The 15481-nt window shown below is 33.5% G+C and carries 15 protein-coding genes; 13 read left to right on the top strand and 2 right to left on the bottom strand.

Translation table 11 applies throughout. The annotated features are described in order from the left end of the window. Positions 1-177: 177 nt before the first annotated feature. The 11 genes from BUB80_RS23825 to BUB80_RS11065 all read left to right on the top strand — a co-directional run bounded on the left by BUB80_RS23825 (position 178) and on the right by BUB80_RS11065 (position 9394). Entirely contained in the window at positions 178-345 is a 168-nt protein-coding gene (locus tag BUB80_RS23825; protein ID WP_228433776.1) for a hypothetical protein, read from the top strand. Positions 346-587: 242 nt separating this feature from the next. Next, on the top strand, positions 588-1061 hold the full coding sequence (locus tag BUB80_RS11115) for a macro domain-containing protein (RefSeq protein ID WP_073292997.1): 474 nt from the start codon (positions 588-590) through the stop codon (positions 1059-1061). Positions 1062-1162: 101 nt separating this feature from the next. Beyond that, positions 1163-2392, top strand: coding sequence for a TIGR02452 family protein (locus tag BUB80_RS11105; RefSeq protein WP_228433774.1), 1230 nt, complete (start codon positions 1163-1165; stop codon positions 2390-2392). Continuing rightward, on the top strand, positions 2392-3027 hold the full coding sequence (locus tag BUB80_RS11100) for a DUF4291 domain-containing protein (protein WP_073292996.1): 636 nt from the start codon (positions 2392-2394) through the stop codon (positions 3025-3027). The genes BUB80_RS11105 and BUB80_RS11100 overlap by 1 nt, the downstream gene beginning before the upstream one ends. 10 nt (positions 3028-3037) lie before the next feature. Beyond that, complete coding sequence (locus tag BUB80_RS11095; protein ID WP_073293002.1) at positions 3038-3550, top strand: O-acetyl-ADP-ribose deacetylase; 513 nt, start codon at positions 3038-3040, stop codon at positions 3548-3550. A gap of 113 nt (positions 3551-3663) precedes the next feature. After that, positions 3664-4350, top strand: coding sequence for an SIR2 family NAD-dependent protein deacylase (locus tag BUB80_RS11090; RefSeq protein WP_073292995.1), 687 nt, complete (start codon positions 3664-3666; stop codon positions 4348-4350). Beyond that, positions 4350-5300 carry an ADP-ribosylglycohydrolase family protein gene (locus BUB80_RS11085; protein WP_073292994.1) on the top strand — a complete coding sequence of 317 codons (951 nt, stop codon included), beginning with the start codon at positions 4350-4352 and terminating at the stop codon, positions 5298-5300. Before BUB80_RS11090 ends, BUB80_RS11085 begins: the two co-directional genes overlap by 1 nt. After that, positions 5297-5842: an RNA 2'-phosphotransferase gene (locus BUB80_RS11080; protein WP_073292993.1), complete on the top strand. Its 546-nt coding sequence runs from the start codon at positions 5297-5299 to the stop codon at positions 5840-5842. Before BUB80_RS11085 ends, BUB80_RS11080 begins: the two co-directional genes overlap by 4 nt. Next, complete coding sequence (locus BUB80_RS11075) at positions 5842-6573, top strand: metallophosphoesterase (RefSeq protein ID WP_073292992.1); 732 nt, start codon at positions 5842-5844, stop codon at positions 6571-6573. Before BUB80_RS11080 ends, BUB80_RS11075 begins: the two co-directional genes overlap by 1 nt. A 226-nt stretch (positions 6574-6799) precedes the next feature. Then, positions 6800-8527 (top strand): M14 family metallopeptidase, encoded by a 1728-nt coding sequence (locus BUB80_RS11070; RefSeq protein WP_073292991.1) that lies wholly within the window; start codon positions 6800-6802, stop codon positions 8525-8527. A gap of 78 nt (positions 8528-8605) precedes the next feature. Continuing rightward, positions 8606-9394, top strand: coding sequence for a T9SS-dependent choice-of-anchor J family protein (locus tag BUB80_RS11065; protein WP_073292990.1), 789 nt, complete (start codon positions 8606-8608; stop codon positions 9392-9394). 53 nt (positions 9395-9447) lie between these two features. Here BUB80_RS11065 and BUB80_RS11060 read toward each other — a convergent pair whose 3' ends face one another. Beyond that, positions 9448-10329 (bottom strand): cupin-like domain-containing protein, encoded by an 882-nt coding sequence (locus BUB80_RS11060; RefSeq protein ID WP_073292989.1) that lies wholly within the window; start codon positions 10327-10329, stop codon positions 9448-9450. Positions 10330-10998: 669 nt separating this feature from the next. Here BUB80_RS11060 and BUB80_RS11055 point away from each other — a divergent pair. Then, positions 10999-13692 (top strand): Plug and carboxypeptidase regulatory-like domain-containing protein, encoded by a 2694-nt coding sequence (locus BUB80_RS11055; protein ID WP_073292988.1) that lies wholly within the window; start codon positions 10999-11001, stop codon positions 13690-13692. 61 nt (positions 13693-13753) lie between these two features. Here the strand turns inward: BUB80_RS11055 and BUB80_RS11050 are convergent, their stop codons facing one another. After that, entirely contained in the window at positions 13754-14251 is a 498-nt protein-coding gene (locus BUB80_RS11050) for a DinB family protein (protein ID WP_073292987.1), read from the bottom strand. A 191-nt stretch (positions 14252-14442) separates the two neighbouring features. Between BUB80_RS11050 and BUB80_RS11045 the strand changes: the two genes are divergently transcribed. Beyond that, complete coding sequence (locus BUB80_RS11045) at positions 14443-15387, top strand: GLPGLI family protein (protein ID WP_073292986.1); 945 nt, start codon at positions 14443-14445, stop codon at positions 15385-15387. Positions 15388-15481: the final 94 nt, after the last annotated feature.

Raw genomic sequence — 15481 nt, 5'->3', positions numbered from 1 at the left:
AAGGAATATTGGTAAATACAGAGCAAGAGCAAAACCAATAGTTCCTAAAAATCAACGAAATAGCTTATGAAATACACTAACTTAATGACATTGGGCTTTAGCCCGTTTTAATAAAGAATACATTTCAACGGCTTTAGCCAAAACCTAAAGCAGAAGATTTAAAAACACAAAGTAATAATGAAAAAAATATATGTTTTTGGAAATGGAAATTTGTCTTGGAAAAAATTTAATCAGTTTTATATTGAACCGTTAAAAGATTTTGATCTTTCTGAATGTGAATTTATGATGGGAGATTTCTGTGGAGTTGATACTTTAATGATGGAATATCTAAAAGATAAATCTTAAAAGGTAAGCATCCTTCATATCGGACAAAAACCGAGATATTTTGCTAATACATTTAAAACAAAAGCTGGAAAATGGGAAATTAAAGGAGGCTTTGTTTCTGATTTAGAAAGAGATAATTATGCAATTTTAAACTGTACTCATTTTCTAGCTATTGATTTTAATTCAGATGAAAAAAGAAAAAGCGGAACAACAAAGAATATTGAAAAGTGTTTGAATTTAGATAAAATTAAAATTTGATAACCATGAAAACTATAATTTATTTAAAAGGAGACGCTACAAATCCACAGGTTAACGGAAATAAAATAATCACTCATATATGCAATGATATTGGAGGCTGGGGAAAAGGTTTTGTAATGGCAATATCTAAAAAATGGAAGAAACCCGAAAATGAGTATAGAGAATGGTTTAAAAGCAAAGAAAATTTTCATCTTGGAGAAATTCAAATAATTAAGGTGGAAGAAAATATTTGGATTTGTAATATGATTGGTCAACATAAAACGATTACAAACTCAAAAGGAATGGCTCCCATAAGATATGAAGCTGTAGAAAAGTGTTTGGAAAAACTTTCTAATGAAGCTGTAAAATTAAATGCGAGTGTTCATATGCCAAGAATTGGTTGCGGCTTAGCAGGAGGAAAATGGGAAGAAATTGAGCCAATTATTGAAAAAACATTGCTGGAAAATAATGTGGAGGTATATGTTTACGATTTTGAATAAAATGGTTATCTACCATTTGACAAAATGGAAAATTCTTTGTGAGCTTTGCGTTAAAAAATATTATCAAAAAAGGACATTCAAATTGAGTAAAAACAAGAACCATGAAAACAACAACACTTTACAGACCAGTCGGAGAAAGGGAAATGATGTTAATTTTAGAAAGTGATTTCAAAAAATTTCCTCCAAGATTGGAATGGCAACCTATTTTTTATCCGGTTTTAGATGAAGACTACGCATCAGAAATTGCAGAAAAATGGAATACCAGAGATGAAGCAGGAAACTATCTCGGTTTTGTAACCAAATTTGAAGTGTTATATGAGGAAGCAAATAAATATCCTGCACAAAATGTCGGAGCCAGAAATCATAATGAATTATGGGTTCCATCAGAAAAATTAGAAACATTCAATCAGGCGATTGTTGGAAATATTGAAGTGATAAAAGTATTTATAGGAAATCAATTTAAAGACTCTGAAAATACTGAATTAGAAAGCCTGATGTTAAATATAAAAAAACTAACCATGACAAATAAAGGAATGGCAAAAGATACGCTAGACATCTTAGCCAAGAAATATTATATAAACCAAAACAACGAAAAAATAAATATAGAAAACGAACTGGAAATCTCTAAGAAAGGAACCGTTTTGTTTTTATCAGAAGAGCTTTCGGAACTCGTAAATAATGAACTTCCGAAAATAGATTTTGAAACAACATTTGAAGTTTGGAATTGTAGTTCTTTAAAAGCAATTTTAAAGTTAAGCGAAGAAGAAGATCAGCAGAAAATCATGTGCCTGAATTTCGCCTCTGCAAAAAATCCGGGAGGAGGTTTTATCAATGGAGCGGAAGCGCAGGAAGAAAGCCTGGCAAGAACTTCAGCTTTGTATGAAACTCAACTTCAGGCTTGGGATTATTACACCGTTCACCGTGCCATGGAATCTTGTTTTTACACAGATATGATGATTTACAGTCCGAAAGTTCCTGTTTTCAGGAAAGATAAAGGAGAATTATTGCCAAAACCTGTTTTGTGTAATTTTATCACGTCTCCGGCTGTAAATGCAGGAGTTGTCAAGCGACAGGAACCAGAAAGATCGAATGAAATTTTCGCAGCAATGGATATGAGAATGGATAAAATGCTGGCGTTGGCTTTACATCAAGGAAATGAAACATTGATTTTAGGAGCTTGGGGTTGTGGAGTTTTTAAAAATGATCCGAAAGAAATTGCTGAACTATTCAAGAAATACCTTCACGGAAAGTATAAAAATAAATTTAAAAGAGTGGTTTTTGCAGTTCTGACCAAGAAAGAAGAAATGATAAAACCGTTTGAAGAAATATAATGGACCTCAAATTAAAAGAATATAAAGAGCAAATAGAAGAATGGCCCCAAAAAGGACATCACATCATGGCACAATATGATGATGAAAAAATTGTTGTCTATCAGTCTTATAAAAAAAGTATTGGTGAATTTGCTGTTAAAAATCAATATTTTGGTGGTGAATTCAGCTTAGAAAGAATGACTTGGATAAAACCCAATTTTCTTTGGATGATGTATCGAAGCGGATGGGGAACAAAAGAAGGACAGGAATATGTTTTGGCGATCCATCTAAAAAAGGATGCTTTCAAAAGATATTTAGAAAATGCAGTCTATTCTTCGTACAATGACAGATTGGAAATTTCCAGAGAAGAGTGGCAAGATCAGATAAAAGAATCTTCTGTGAGATTGCAATGGGATCCGGACCATGATCCTTTTGGGGGAAAATTAGAAAGAAGAGCAATTCAAATTGGTTTAAGAGATGAATTTACCAGATCTTTTGCTAAAGAAGATATTATTCTGATTGAAAATATTTCAGATTTTGTGAAAGAACAATATCAATTTGTATTGAATGATAAATTAGATAATTTAATGCTTCCTGAAGAAAAACCTTTGTTATTTGATGATGAGAATTTAAATAAAAAATTAAGATTAACTTAAAACTAGAATGATGAAAATTGAATTAACAAAAGGAGATATCACCAAAATAAAATCAGACGCCATTGTCAATGCAGCCAATTCATCTTTATTGGGTGGAGGCGGGGTTGATGGAGCGATTCATCGTGCAGGAGGTTCGGAAATTTTGGAAGAATGCAGGCAAATCAGAAATCGACAAGGGAAGTGCAAAACGGGAGAGGCGGTAGTAACAACAGCCGGAAATCTTTCTGCAAAATATGTGATTCATACAGTCGGTCCGGTGTGGAATAATGATGAAGAAAAAGAGTCACAACTTTTGGCAAACTGTTATAGAAATTCTTTAAAGTTGGCTGAAAGTCTTGAAGTGAAAACCATTGCTTTCCCAAACATCAGTACAGGAGTTTATAGATTTCCAAAAGAATTGGCGGCTAAAATTGCCATTCAGGAAGTAAAGAATTTTGAATCAGAGGTTATTGAGAAAGTTATTTTTGTGTGCTTTGATGAGGAAAATGAGGAGCTTTATAAAAAATTATTAGAAAGAGATTAAGTGTTCTGATTAAGAACGATCTCGTAGTTTAGTCTGATTTTGCAAATAATATTAAAGTGAAAAATCTGCATAATTTGCTAAATCTGCGAGAGAATTAAATTAAGATTAAACAAATGAAAAAATTAACCATATTGAGCGGTGCCGGAATCAGTGCCGAAAGCGGAATAAAAACATTCAGAGACGGAGATGGTCTTTGGGAAAATCATAATGTGACGGATGTGGCAAGTCCTGAAGGATGGAGAAAAGACAGAGAATTGGTATTGGAATTCTATAACCAAAGACGTCGCCAGATCCATGAAGTTGAGCCTAACGATGCACACAAAATAATAGCAGATTTAGAAAAATATTTTGAGGTAGAAATTATTACTCAGAATATCGACGATCTGCATGAAAGAGCGGGATCGACAAATATCCTTCACATCCACGGAGAATTGTTAAAATCTTGTTCATGCAATAACAAAGGCTTGATTTACGAACAAAAAGAAGATATCAAGATCGGAGACAAAGCAGAAGATGGAGCGCAATTGAGACCTTTCATCGTTTGGTTCGGAGAAGATGTTCCTTTAATGAAAGAAGCGACAGAAAAAGCAAAACAGGCAGATATTTTCTTAGTAATCGGAACTTTTCTGCAAGTATATCCTGCAGCAGGTTTGATCCACGAGATTAAAGATGATTGTCTGTTGATTGTGATCAATCCCAACGAAACAGGCTTTGGATACGGGCAAAGAGCGGTTGTCATGAAAGAAACCGCAACAAGAGGAATGAAGCTATTGTTCGATAAACTTATCAATCTTGCCTAATGGAAAATGTAGTAAAAGCCGGAATTTTCGGAGTTTGTATTGGTGATGCGTTGGGTGTTCCGGTGGAATTCAGAAGTCGAGAACAATTGAAACGTTCACCCGTTACAAAAATGAGAGCTTTAGGAACTCATCGTCAACCTGCCGGAACATGGAGTGACGATAGTTCTTTAGCTTTATGTCTGGCTGAAAGCCTTTGTAAAGGATATGATTTGGAAGATATGGCAACAAAATTTTTGCAATGGTATAATGCAGAAATTTGGACACCTCATGGAAGAGTTTTTGATATTGGAATTGCTACAAGACAAGCCATAAACAAGATAAGTAAAGGATATGCTCCTCAATTATGTGGAGGAACAAGTGAGTTTGATAATGGTAACGGTTCTTTAATGAGAATTTTACCATTATTATTTTACATAAAAGAACTTCCAATCGAACAACATTTTGATAAAGTTAAAGATGTCTCTTCAATCACTCACGCCCATATTCGTTCTGTAATTTCTTGCTTCATGTATTTGGAGTTTTTATTAGAAATTTTAAATGGAGCAGACAAATTTGAAGGATATCAGAAAATGAAATCAACAGTAAAATATTTTCTAGATAATAATCCAATTTGTTCTCAAGGTGAAATGGATAAGTTTGACAGAATCTTAAATAACAATATTTTTGAATACAATGAGGACAAAATAAGTTCAAGCGGCTACGTTCTTCACAGTTTAGAAGCCTCATTATGGTGTTTTCTAAACTCAGAAAGTTATTCTGAAGCGGTGTTGAAAGCCGTCAACTTAGGAGAAGATACAGACACAACCGGAGCCATCACGGGTGGAATCGCAGGAATTTATTATGGTTTTGAAAATATTCCTGAAGAATGGATTTCTGACTTGGTGAGGAAAGTGGATATTGAGATTTTGTGTGAAAAATTAGCAAACAAATTAATAAAACAAAAACCATGAATGAAAAACAAAATAAAGGCAAGAGCAAATTTCTGAGTTACGTTCTCAGACACCATCCCGAAATCATTAATTTAAATTTAGATGAAAATGGATGGGCAAATGTGGATGAATTAATCACAAAATCAAAAAGAGATTCTTATGAAGGCTTTACCTTTGAAGAATTAGATGAAATTGTTCAGACCAACGCTAAAAAACGATTTGCTTTTAATGGAGATAAAACAAGAATCAGAGCCAGTCAGGGGCATTCAATTGATATCAATTTGGCTTTAATTCCACAGCAACCGCCGGAATTTTTATACCACGGAACGGCTCAAAGTAATATTGAATCTATTCTAGAAAAAGGAATAGAAAAAAGAGATCGACAACACGTTCATTTAAGTCAAGATAAAGAAACCGCAACTAATGTTGGAATGCGTCATGGAAAACCAATTATTCTAACGATCAGAACACAAAAAATGTTCGAAGACGGCATCGAATTTTATTTTTCGGACAACGAAGTTTGGTTGACGGATCATGTAGATCCAAAATACATTTCAACATAATGAAAAGAACATTAGCAATAGGAGACATTCACGGAGGATTTAGAGCTTTGAAACAAGTTTTAGAACGAGCGAATGTAACTAAAAACGACACCTTAATTTTCCTCGGAGATTACGTTGATGGTTGGAGTGAGTCTTCCCAAATCATTCAGTTTTTAATGGAACTTTCCCAAAAACAAGAATGTATTTTTATTAAGGGAAATCATGATGCATGGACTGAAGACTGGATTTCTTTAGGTGATGCGCCAAATGTTTGGCTATCCAACGGAGGAAAAAGCACGGTTGAAAGTTATGCTGATTATGCTGTAGAAGATTTGAATCTGCATCTGGAATTTTTTCAACGAATGAAAAATTATTATGTAGACGAAGAAAACCGCTTGTTTATTCATGCCGGTTATTCTTCGATGCACGGTCCTGAAAAGGAAGTGTATTCCAGCAATTATCGTTGGGACAGGACGTTGTGGGAAACTGCTGTTGCAATGGATAAAAAGCTGTCGAAAGATTCAGAATTATATCCAAAAAGACTGCTTTTATACAATGAAATCTTCATCGGTCATACCCCAACATTATATTTAGGGATGAAACATCCCGTCAACAAGGTCAACGTCTGGAATCTCGATACAGGTGCTGCTTTCACTGGAGCTTTATCTATTATGGATGTTAATACCAAAGAATTCTGGCAAAGCGACTCGCTTCCGTCATTGTATCCAAATGAAAAAGGAAGGAATAATTAAAAGTTGGATAAACGCAGAGGAGCAAAGATTGTTAAGTATATTTTGATTTAAGGCGCAAGAAAATCGAAGATTTTCATCAAGTTTACGGGTATAAATTTTATCGAAGATAAAATCTTTGCGTCTTAAAACATATTGAATTGTAAAAAAATTGCGTCTTTGCGCTTAACCAAAAACTAAATTTTAAAGATTTATTTTCAGTAATTTTGAAACCTGAAATATCACTTCAATGAAACTGCAATATCTCTTATTTTTCCTGAGTTCATCTTTATTTTTTACGCAAACTCAATTTCAGACACCTTTTGAAAAAGGGAATGGAAATCAAACCGTTACGTATGACGAAATGAATGTGTATTATCAAAGTTTATCAAAGAATTTTAGCACCATTCAATATCTGAAAAAAGGAGAAGACGATAACGGAAAACCAATCTATGTGGTGGTTTACAATCCGTTTCCTGAAAAAGACTTGAATACATTAAGAAAGGACAAAGCAATTTTATTCGTGAACAATGGAATTCATCCCGGAGAACCGGACGGAATTGATGCAACGATGATGTTGATGCGGGATTTGGCAACCAAGAAAATAAAAACACCGCAGAATTTTATCATTGCCGCTATTTCAGCGTACAATGTTAGCGGAATGCTAAACAGAGGTTCGTTTTCCAGAGCCAATCAAAACGGACCGGAGCAATATGGTTTTCGTGGAAATGCGAGAAATTATGATTTAAATAGAGACTTCATCAAAGCAGATTCAAAAAATGCGAGAAGCTTTCAGCAGATTTATCAATGGCTAAAACCAGATGTTTTTATTGATAATCATGTAAGCAACGGAGCAGATTATCAATATACGTTTACGTACATCTCCACTTTCAAAGAACGATTGGGAAATGTGTTGGGAAATTATTTCTACGATAATTATCAGGCTAAAAACCTTCAGGAGCTACAGAAATTAGGATATGAAAGCACGCCGTATGTCAATATTCATGGTGATGTTCCGGAGGTTGGTTTTGCTTCTTTTGAGGATTCACCGAGATATTCTACGGGATATACTACTTTATTTAATTCTTTAGGAACCGTTCCCGAAACCCATATGCTGAAGCCGTATGACAAAAGGGTAGATGCAACGTATAAATATATGTTGGTCAACCTTCAAAATTTAGATAAAGACTATAAAAAGATAAAAGAACTTCGGGTTGAAAATTTAAAACAATACCAAGCAGGAAAACAGTATGGAATTCGTTGGAAAATAGATTCTACGAAATATTCTACGATGGATTTTAAAGGATATGAGGGAAAATATAAGCCAAGCGATATTTCCGGAAAGCCGAGATTGTTTTATGACAGAACCAAACCTTTTACAAAGAAAATAAAGCTCTTCACGACAGCCGTTGCTATAAATTTTATCAAAATTCCGAAATACTATGTTGTGCCTCAATCACAATATAAAGTGATTGAAGAACTAAACAGGAACGGAATAATAATGGAAGCCCTTACCCGGGATATCGCAACTTCAGTAGAATCTTATATAATAGATGATTTTAAAACCGTTAAAAATCCTTATGAAGGGCATTACCTTCATTACGATACAAAGGTTACCACAGTAAATAATACCATTGAATTTTCCAAAGGAGATTTCTTAATTCCCACCAATCAAGAGGGGATTAAATACCTTATCGAAACGTTGGAACCGGGAGCCGTAGACTCATTTTTCAACTGGAACTTTTTTGATGGAATTTTAGCTCAGAAAGAATATTATTCAGCGTATATTTTTGAAGATACCGCATTCGAACTATTAAAGAATCGCAAAGGATTAAAAGATGAGTTTGAAGCTAAAAAGCTGTCTGACAAAAAGTTTTCAGAAGATGGAGAAGCACAACTAGATTGGGTGTATAAGCATTCTCCTTATTTTGAAAACAGAACCTTTAGACAATATCCTATTTATAGAATCAACGAATAGCTGTTGTCGTTTAAATTAATAGTATTAAAATATGTTTTGATTTAAAATTTTCACTAAATTAGTGTAAAACAAATAATTATGAAACATATTTATCGATTAGCATTGATGTTAGGCGTATGGCCTCTTGGTATTTCTGCTCAGTATTCCCAAAGTTTTGATTCGGCTACGCTACCGGCAGATTGGACGATCATTAACGGTGGAGACACCGGTACATGGAAAACATGGACTTCTTATGACAGTACTTTTAATACTCCCCATTCAGGATCCCATTTTTTAGGATTGGAATATGGAAGTGATGCGCATAGCGATTATGCAATAAGTCCTGCAATACTTGTTACCGCAGGTGTTTCGGATAAATTAACCTTTTGGGGGAGAAATAGAGGGGCTGGTTTAGCAGAAATGGTGGACGTGAAAATCTCTACAACAACACCTACAGTAGCGGCTTTTACCACTACATTGGCATCCGCAGTAAAACCGCCGGTAACATGGCAACAATATACGTATGATCTAACACCTTATGTAGGGCAAACCATTTATATTGCTTTCTACTCTACAACTACAGATATCTGGTTTATAGGGATTGATGATTTTGTTGTTTCTTCTAATACGCTTGCGGTATCAGAGGCAGCAGCTGATAATAAAAGCATTTCGATCTATCCCAATCCTGTGGGTGATATTCTTACTATTGAAAGCAAGAATAAAATTTATGAGATCAATATATATGATATGACAGGAAGAGCTCAGAAACAGATAGCGCCCAATTCAGGAACTGCAAAAATTATGATGAGCGATTTGTCTGCAGGAAATTATGTGGTGAAAATTAAAGAAGGATCAACAGAAAAAAGCTATAAGATTATTAAAAAGTAAACTTAATTTTTAGGAATAAAAAAAGACGTTTCAGCTCGAAACGTCTTTTTATTTTATTTGGGTAAACCTCTTTTTAAAGCAATTTCAGCTCGTTTAATGGCTACTTTTTCTTTCCAGTCCATGTATTTCTTTTTGAAATTGGATTTCATGATGTCGTCAAACTTACGTTGAACCGTAAGATTCCATAAAGAATTTGCTTTTACTGTCCAGGATTTATCCCAAGCTCTCAACGAAAGAGAGAAGCTGCCATCCAGATATTTCATCCAGTGCCACCAACCGGTAGGCATAAATAAAGTGTCCCCATGCTCAAGGTAGCAATCGATACCTTCTACACCATCCAAAGCCGGATATTTCTCAAAATCAGGATTTTCAATGTCGTAATCTTCTAAGGCATATGTTGCATAAGGAAGTTGATATAATCTTTCTTTCCATTTATTTTCAAATAGCATGACATGTTTTCTTCCATTGAAATGAGTATGGAAAATATGCGCTAAATCAATATCGAAATGTAAAAAAGTTACAGAACCCTTTCCTCCGAAGAACATTCCGGGATATTTATCTAAAAAACCACCCATCAATTCTTTAGGAGCTATATATTCTTCTAGCAGTTGAGGAGCATGTTTTATAGGATCAAAAAAGAAAATTCTAAGATCAGTAGGCTCTCTTTGGATGAGGTCTATATAATCTGCAAATTTCATTTTGGTAGTAGGTGTATTAATAGGAGCTGCGGGATCGGCTTTTTTAGAGTCATAAAGAGGCACTTCAATATCTCCAACCACTTCCTTTACATAATCCATCGTCCACTTTTGGTAGGCGGGCCACTTTTTTGCCATGTTTTTTATGACAACGGGCCTCCTTGGCTTTAGATATTTTTCGTAGAATTCTTCTTTAGAAATATCATCTACAACATCTATAGGCTTTAAAATAATTCCCATTTCTATAAATTTTATGTTACAAAATTATTAAATTAAAATGTTTCAGGATGAGTTTACGTTTTTTTTAATCTATGATTCAAATCATTTTTTTGTATCAATTCTAAATAGCATAGACATCTGAAATAAAACATTTTAACAAGACTATATAAATGTAATAATAAAAGTTAATTAAATTGAATAAAAATGTAAGTTTTAAATCAATATTATGTGAAAAAGAATGAAATAATATTTTTGAAGGATGACTTTATCTCCGAATAAAAAAAGCAATATCAAAAATTGAGAAATCTTTTATACCAGTACTTTTTTCAGATGTTATAAAAAAAATACCCTGTAAAAAAAATTACAGGGCAAAAACACAAATTGATTGAATAAAAATTCATTCAAGACGAATGTATAAAATCTATTTTAGATGATAATTCGATAGAAGTTAATGTTAAATGCCATAATAAGATGCTGTGGTTTAATTTTTATCATAAAAAATAGGGATTGGTTTAAATGTAAAAGCATTCAAATTAAATTGTTGAAAGTTTTTATTTTTTCGATTCAATTAAAAAAAATATAACTATGTTTGTAGTGATATTGTGGTTTTAACTTTTTATATTAAAATACATCTTTATAAAAGTGTAACAAAAAAGGGTAACCATTAACTAATTAGCCAAATAATAAATTATGAAAAAGAATGTTCTCTTATTTCTGATGCTTTTTTTCTCGGTGCTCACTTTCGCACAGAAAACGGTTTCGGGAAAAATTACGGATGAAGATGGGATTGCCATTCCGAGTGCAAGTGTAACAATAGAAGAACCTGGAAAGGATGCCATCTTAGCCTACGGGATTACCAATTCTAAAGGAGAATATAAGGTGACTTTCACATCCGCAGAACCTAATGTAGATCTTAAGGTAAAAGCATTCAATCAAAAACCCTTAACAAAACAAATTGGCAATAGCGATCAGACTTTAACTTTTAAAATGCAGTCTGAAGCCACTGAAATAAAAGAAGTACAGCTAAAAACCAAAATGATTACCTCAAGAGGAGACACCATTGCCTATGATCTGAAAGCATTCGACAGTAAAAGTGATAGAACACTGGCTGACGTAATGAGAAAGATTCCTGGAATTGAAGTCAACACAGACGGAACCATTCTCTACCAAGGAAATGCAATCAACAAATTTTATGTCAATGGAAAAGATTTAATGGAAGGTGGTTACGGTACTATCAACAACTCACTTCCAAAAGATGCGGTACAGAAAGTTGAGGTACTGGAAAATCACCAACCCGTAAAAATTCTTCAGGATAAAGTACCTTCAGATGCAGCAGCCATAAATATCAAATTGAAAAACTCTGTAACTATGACTGGTAGAGGAGAAGTCGGAACCGGCTTCGGAGATCCCTGGTTATGGAATGTAAAGCTAACCCCAATGTTTTTCGGACAAAAGAGCCAATGGGTGGTTAATTACAAGACCAACAATATGGGGGAACAAGTTGAAAATGAAGGGAATATTCTAGCTTTTGGAAGTCGATTTGAAGGAAAAAGAATCAATGCTTCTCAAAATGATTGGTTGAATGTAGAAAATGCAAGCACTCCGAATCTTCCGGTAAAAAGGTACTTGATGAATAATGTACATTATTTATCAGCAAACTATTTGACTAATATTGATACAAAGAAAGAATGGGAGCTCAAAGCAAATGCTAATTATACCAATAATGCGGTGGAAAGGGAATCTTATACTCAATATGATTTTTTTGCTACAGCAAATACCCCCGCCTATTCGGTATTACAGACAATTCATAATAACTTTTATACTGATAAAGCAAAAGGAGAATTAATTTTCACTAAAAATGCAAAAAAAGGATTTTTCAAAAATACCACTAGCTTCTCTCAATATTGGAATGCAGACAGGGGTATTGTGGATAGAACAACTACAAATGGTACAATACAAAGAAATGGTGCCGAGGCATTAGAGTCTCCTACAAGTTCTTTCCAAAACTCATTGAGTACAATAATCCCTTGGAAAGAGAAAATGGTGAATGTATTGTCTTTTTTAAGTTATCAGACTGACAGGCAGACGCTTAGTGTTTCGCCCTCATCTTATTTACAGATTCCTGGATTTACAGCAAACCCTTCAAGTGATTTTGTAGGACAAAGCTTAAGACTTAAAACTTTTGAGGCAAATCATTCAGCAAATATTGGATTCTCTACAAAAGGATGGACATTTACTCCTGAAGTTGGATTTAATTTTAAATCGACGGATTTAATTTCAGATTTATCAAATATTAAATCAAATGCCAACCCTGCATTAACGCAATATAATAATGATCTTAAATATACAACGGCAATACCTTACGGAAGTTTAGGAGTAAATTATAAAAACGATTCTTGGATTTTATATGCTAACTTCCCAGTAAACTCTAATAATATTAAAGCAGAAGATCCTTTAAGATTAGTTTCGAGAGAACTAAATAAAGTTACTTTTGAGCCTAGTGTTTTTGCTCAATATACTTTTGCTTCTTTCTGGAAAGCTTCGATAAATGCAAATATCAATAATAACTTTGGTGAAATTAATACTGCTTATTCAGGATTTTTAATGACTTCACCAGCGGGAATTAATGTTATGGATCCTAATAACCCGATTCCTCAGAACAATAATAAATCAGCTGGAACAAGGATAGAATATAGAAATCCACTTAATAATTTATTCTTTAATATCAATTACAGATATTCTGATGCAAAAAGAAATTTAATTTCTAACCCAACAATCATCAATGGATATACTGCTATGAATTATAAAGTTCAGGATAATAATGTGTTAAATAATGGTTATAGTGTGGAAGTGGGAAAATATTTCCCGAAATTTAAAACTAATGCTTCCCTTAGCTATAGTAATAATACATCAAAATCTGATGCATTGCTGAATAATGACTCCTATAACAATAAGAATAACGGGCAATCTTATGGTGTAAAATTCAATAATACATATTTTAGCTGGATGAGTCTGGATTATAATGCAAGTATTACAAGAACAAAACAGACCAGTATAGGTAATGTGAATACAAACGCTACTACGACAGGGTTCAAGCATAATCTTGGAGTATTCTTTTATCCGATCGAAAACCATACTGTTGGATTCAATTGGGATCAGGTAAATACAAATGCAGTTGATCAAAAATATCACAACGGATTTTATGATGTTTCCTATCAGTTCACATGGGCTAAAAAGAAAATTGATTTTGAATTGAAGTGGATGAATATTGCCAACAAAAAAGTATTTGAAAATTATGAAATCACTTCTACGTATACCTCTTTCACAAGATACCAACTTCGCCCAAGCCAAGTCATGTTCACAGTAAAATTCAACTTTAAATAAAATGTAAAAAACCAATCTCACAGGAGGTTGGTTTTTTGTTTAAATATATTTTTATTCTTTTTTAAAAACTCGGATTATCAGCAGAAGGTCCATAGCTTCCAGGAAGCGGAATATCATTTAACCTGTAATAAACTCCCAATTGAGCCCTGTGATGCGTAATTTGATTCAGCCCATGTCGGATCGCTCCATACTTGCTCCAGCTCGCTAATGCATGGCCGTCATTTTTGATGGTCCAACTCGGGGTTAGGTCATCTTCTTTCGCATTTTCTAACGCTTGTTTACCTGCTTGATAGCTGTCATCCAGTTTTTTTAGAAGTTCTTCTTTGGTAGACAGTTTCGTAGGTTGATAGGCTCCTTTTGCAAAATCTAATTCCGAAGTTGCTAAGATGGTATTGGGCCATTCGAAGACTTCTACCAAATGAGTTGTCAAAGGCATCATTTTCATGCTTTTTTCGTGAGGAGCGTATTCGTTTTTTTCTTCAGGAAAGAGATCAATGAATTTTTTTGTCGTTTGATACTCGCTTTCCAGTTCGGATTTTAATTGGGATAAAGTGTCCATACTATTTGTTTTTAGGTAGTTTAAAGTTAGAGATTTTGATGCTAACAAAAAGATAATGAAATCATAAAATTTAAATATGAGACTTTAATAAAGTATTTCATATCAGCCGTATAAGATTGGACACTGAATAAATTTCAAAAAAACTGTAACAAAATAATAGAAGTGCTCACTAATTAATAAACATTTCAAAAATGAAAAAGTTCTTTTCAGTATTTTTTATCGCTCTTATTACTTTTGTGAGTGCTCAGGATAAGGATTCTAAAGAAACTGCCAACCGTTTTTTCTACGAATTATCTTTTAAGCCTAAAAAAGATTCAGCAAAAATGGACAAGGTTATTACGATCTTAGATATTACAGATAAAAACAGATCTATCTATCAGGATTACACAGTTATTTCTCAGGATTCTATCATGAAAATAGAAATGGAGGCCATGAAAAAAGCTGGGGCAATGAAAGATTTATCTAAAATCCTTAAAACTCCAAAAATTTCTTCGAGAATATACAAGATGTATCCAAGCATGAAAATTGAGTATGTAGATAAAATCGCAAGTGGATTTACGCCTACCAATATTGGATATGATGAAAACTTGAAATTCAATTGGAAAATACAAAATGAAAAGCAAAAGATAGGCGAATACAATACGCAAAAAGCTACCACTGAATTCGGAGGAAAACAATGGACGGCTTGGTTTAGTGCAGATCTTCCTTTTCAGGATGGACCTTATAAGTTTTATGGACTTCCCGGGCTAATTGTAAAAATTGAAGATGCAGATAAAAACTATTCTTGGGTATTACAAGGAAACAAGAAAGTGAAAGATTATACAGAGTATTCTTATATTGAAACCTTAATGCAGGCAAAAGGAGGAAAAGTAAACATTCTGTCTAGAGAAAAGTTTGAAAAAACATTTAATGACTTCAAAAAAGATCCTTTTGCAACGGTAAGACCAATGATGACACAGGAAATGATGTCTAAATCTATTCCCGGAATGGATGGTACCATTGGTGACATGATGAAGAAAGAAGAGAAGCGATATAAAGACTTTTATAAAGCAAATGATAACCCTATTGAACCGGATTATGGCACATTAAGTGTAGGAGATTTAGAAAAAGTAGGAAAAGAGAAAGAAAAAAAGTAGACATTCATATCAACTAAATTATATTTAATAAACCCAAGTGTAGCAATACGTTTGGGGTTTTTTTTTTTAACATTTTCCGTTATTTAGATTAAAT

It is taken from the genome of Chryseobacterium polytrichastri (genome assembly GCF_900142445.1).
In the GTDB taxonomy this organism is placed as follows: domain Bacteria; phylum Bacteroidota; class Bacteroidia; order Flavobacteriales; family Weeksellaceae; genus Chryseobacterium; species Chryseobacterium polytrichastri.
The sequence above is the reverse complement of the archived record's forward strand: the minus strand, read 5'-3'. Positions and strand labels throughout refer to the sequence as shown.

What these genes read in the sequence shown, in the direction of transcription:
- BUB80_RS23825 (WP_228433776.1), top strand. Translation starts at nt 178, where the DNA reads ATGAAAAAAATATATGTTTTTGGAAATGGAAATTTGTCTTGGAAAAAA.
- BUB80_RS11115 (WP_073292997.1), top strand. Translation starts at nt 588, where the DNA reads ATGAAAACTATAATTTATTTAAAAGGAGACGCTACAAATCCACAGGTT.
- BUB80_RS11105 (WP_228433774.1), top strand. Translation starts at nt 1,163, where the DNA reads ATGAAAACAACAACACTTTACAGACCAGTCGGAGAAAGGGAAATGATG.
- BUB80_RS11100 (WP_073292996.1), top strand. Translation starts at nt 2,392, where the DNA reads ATGGACCTCAAATTAAAAGAATATAAAGAGCAAATAGAAGAATGGCCC.
- BUB80_RS11095 (WP_073293002.1), top strand. Translation starts at nt 3,038, where the DNA reads ATGAAAATTGAATTAACAAAAGGAGATATCACCAAAATAAAATCAGAC.
- BUB80_RS11090 (WP_073292995.1), top strand. Translation starts at nt 3,664, where the DNA reads ATGAAAAAATTAACCATATTGAGCGGTGCCGGAATCAGTGCCGAAAGC.
- BUB80_RS11085 (WP_073292994.1), top strand. Translation starts at nt 4,350, where the DNA reads ATGGAAAATGTAGTAAAAGCCGGAATTTTCGGAGTTTGTATTGGTGAT.
- BUB80_RS11080 (WP_073292993.1), top strand. Translation starts at nt 5,297, where the DNA reads ATGAATGAAAAACAAAATAAAGGCAAGAGCAAATTTCTGAGTTACGTT.
- BUB80_RS11075 (WP_073292992.1), top strand. Translation starts at nt 5,842, where the DNA reads ATGAAAAGAACATTAGCAATAGGAGACATTCACGGAGGATTTAGAGCT.
- BUB80_RS11070 (WP_073292991.1), top strand. Translation starts at nt 6,800, where the DNA reads ATGAAACTGCAATATCTCTTATTTTTCCTGAGTTCATCTTTATTTTTT.
- BUB80_RS11065 (WP_073292990.1), top strand. Translation starts at nt 8,606, where the DNA reads ATGAAACATATTTATCGATTAGCATTGATGTTAGGCGTATGGCCTCTT.
- BUB80_RS11060 (WP_073292989.1), bottom strand. Translation starts at nt 10,329, where the DNA reads ATGGGAATTATTTTAAAGCCTATAGATGTTGTAGATGATATTTCTAAA.
- BUB80_RS11055 (WP_073292988.1), top strand. Translation starts at nt 10,999, where the DNA reads ATGAAAAAGAATGTTCTCTTATTTCTGATGCTTTTTTTCTCGGTGCTC.
- BUB80_RS11050 (WP_073292987.1), bottom strand. Translation starts at nt 14,251, where the DNA reads ATGGACACTTTATCCCAATTAAAATCCGAACTGGAAAGCGAGTATCAA.
- BUB80_RS11045 (WP_073292986.1), top strand. Translation starts at nt 14,443, where the DNA reads ATGAAAAAGTTCTTTTCAGTATTTTTTATCGCTCTTATTACTTTTGTG.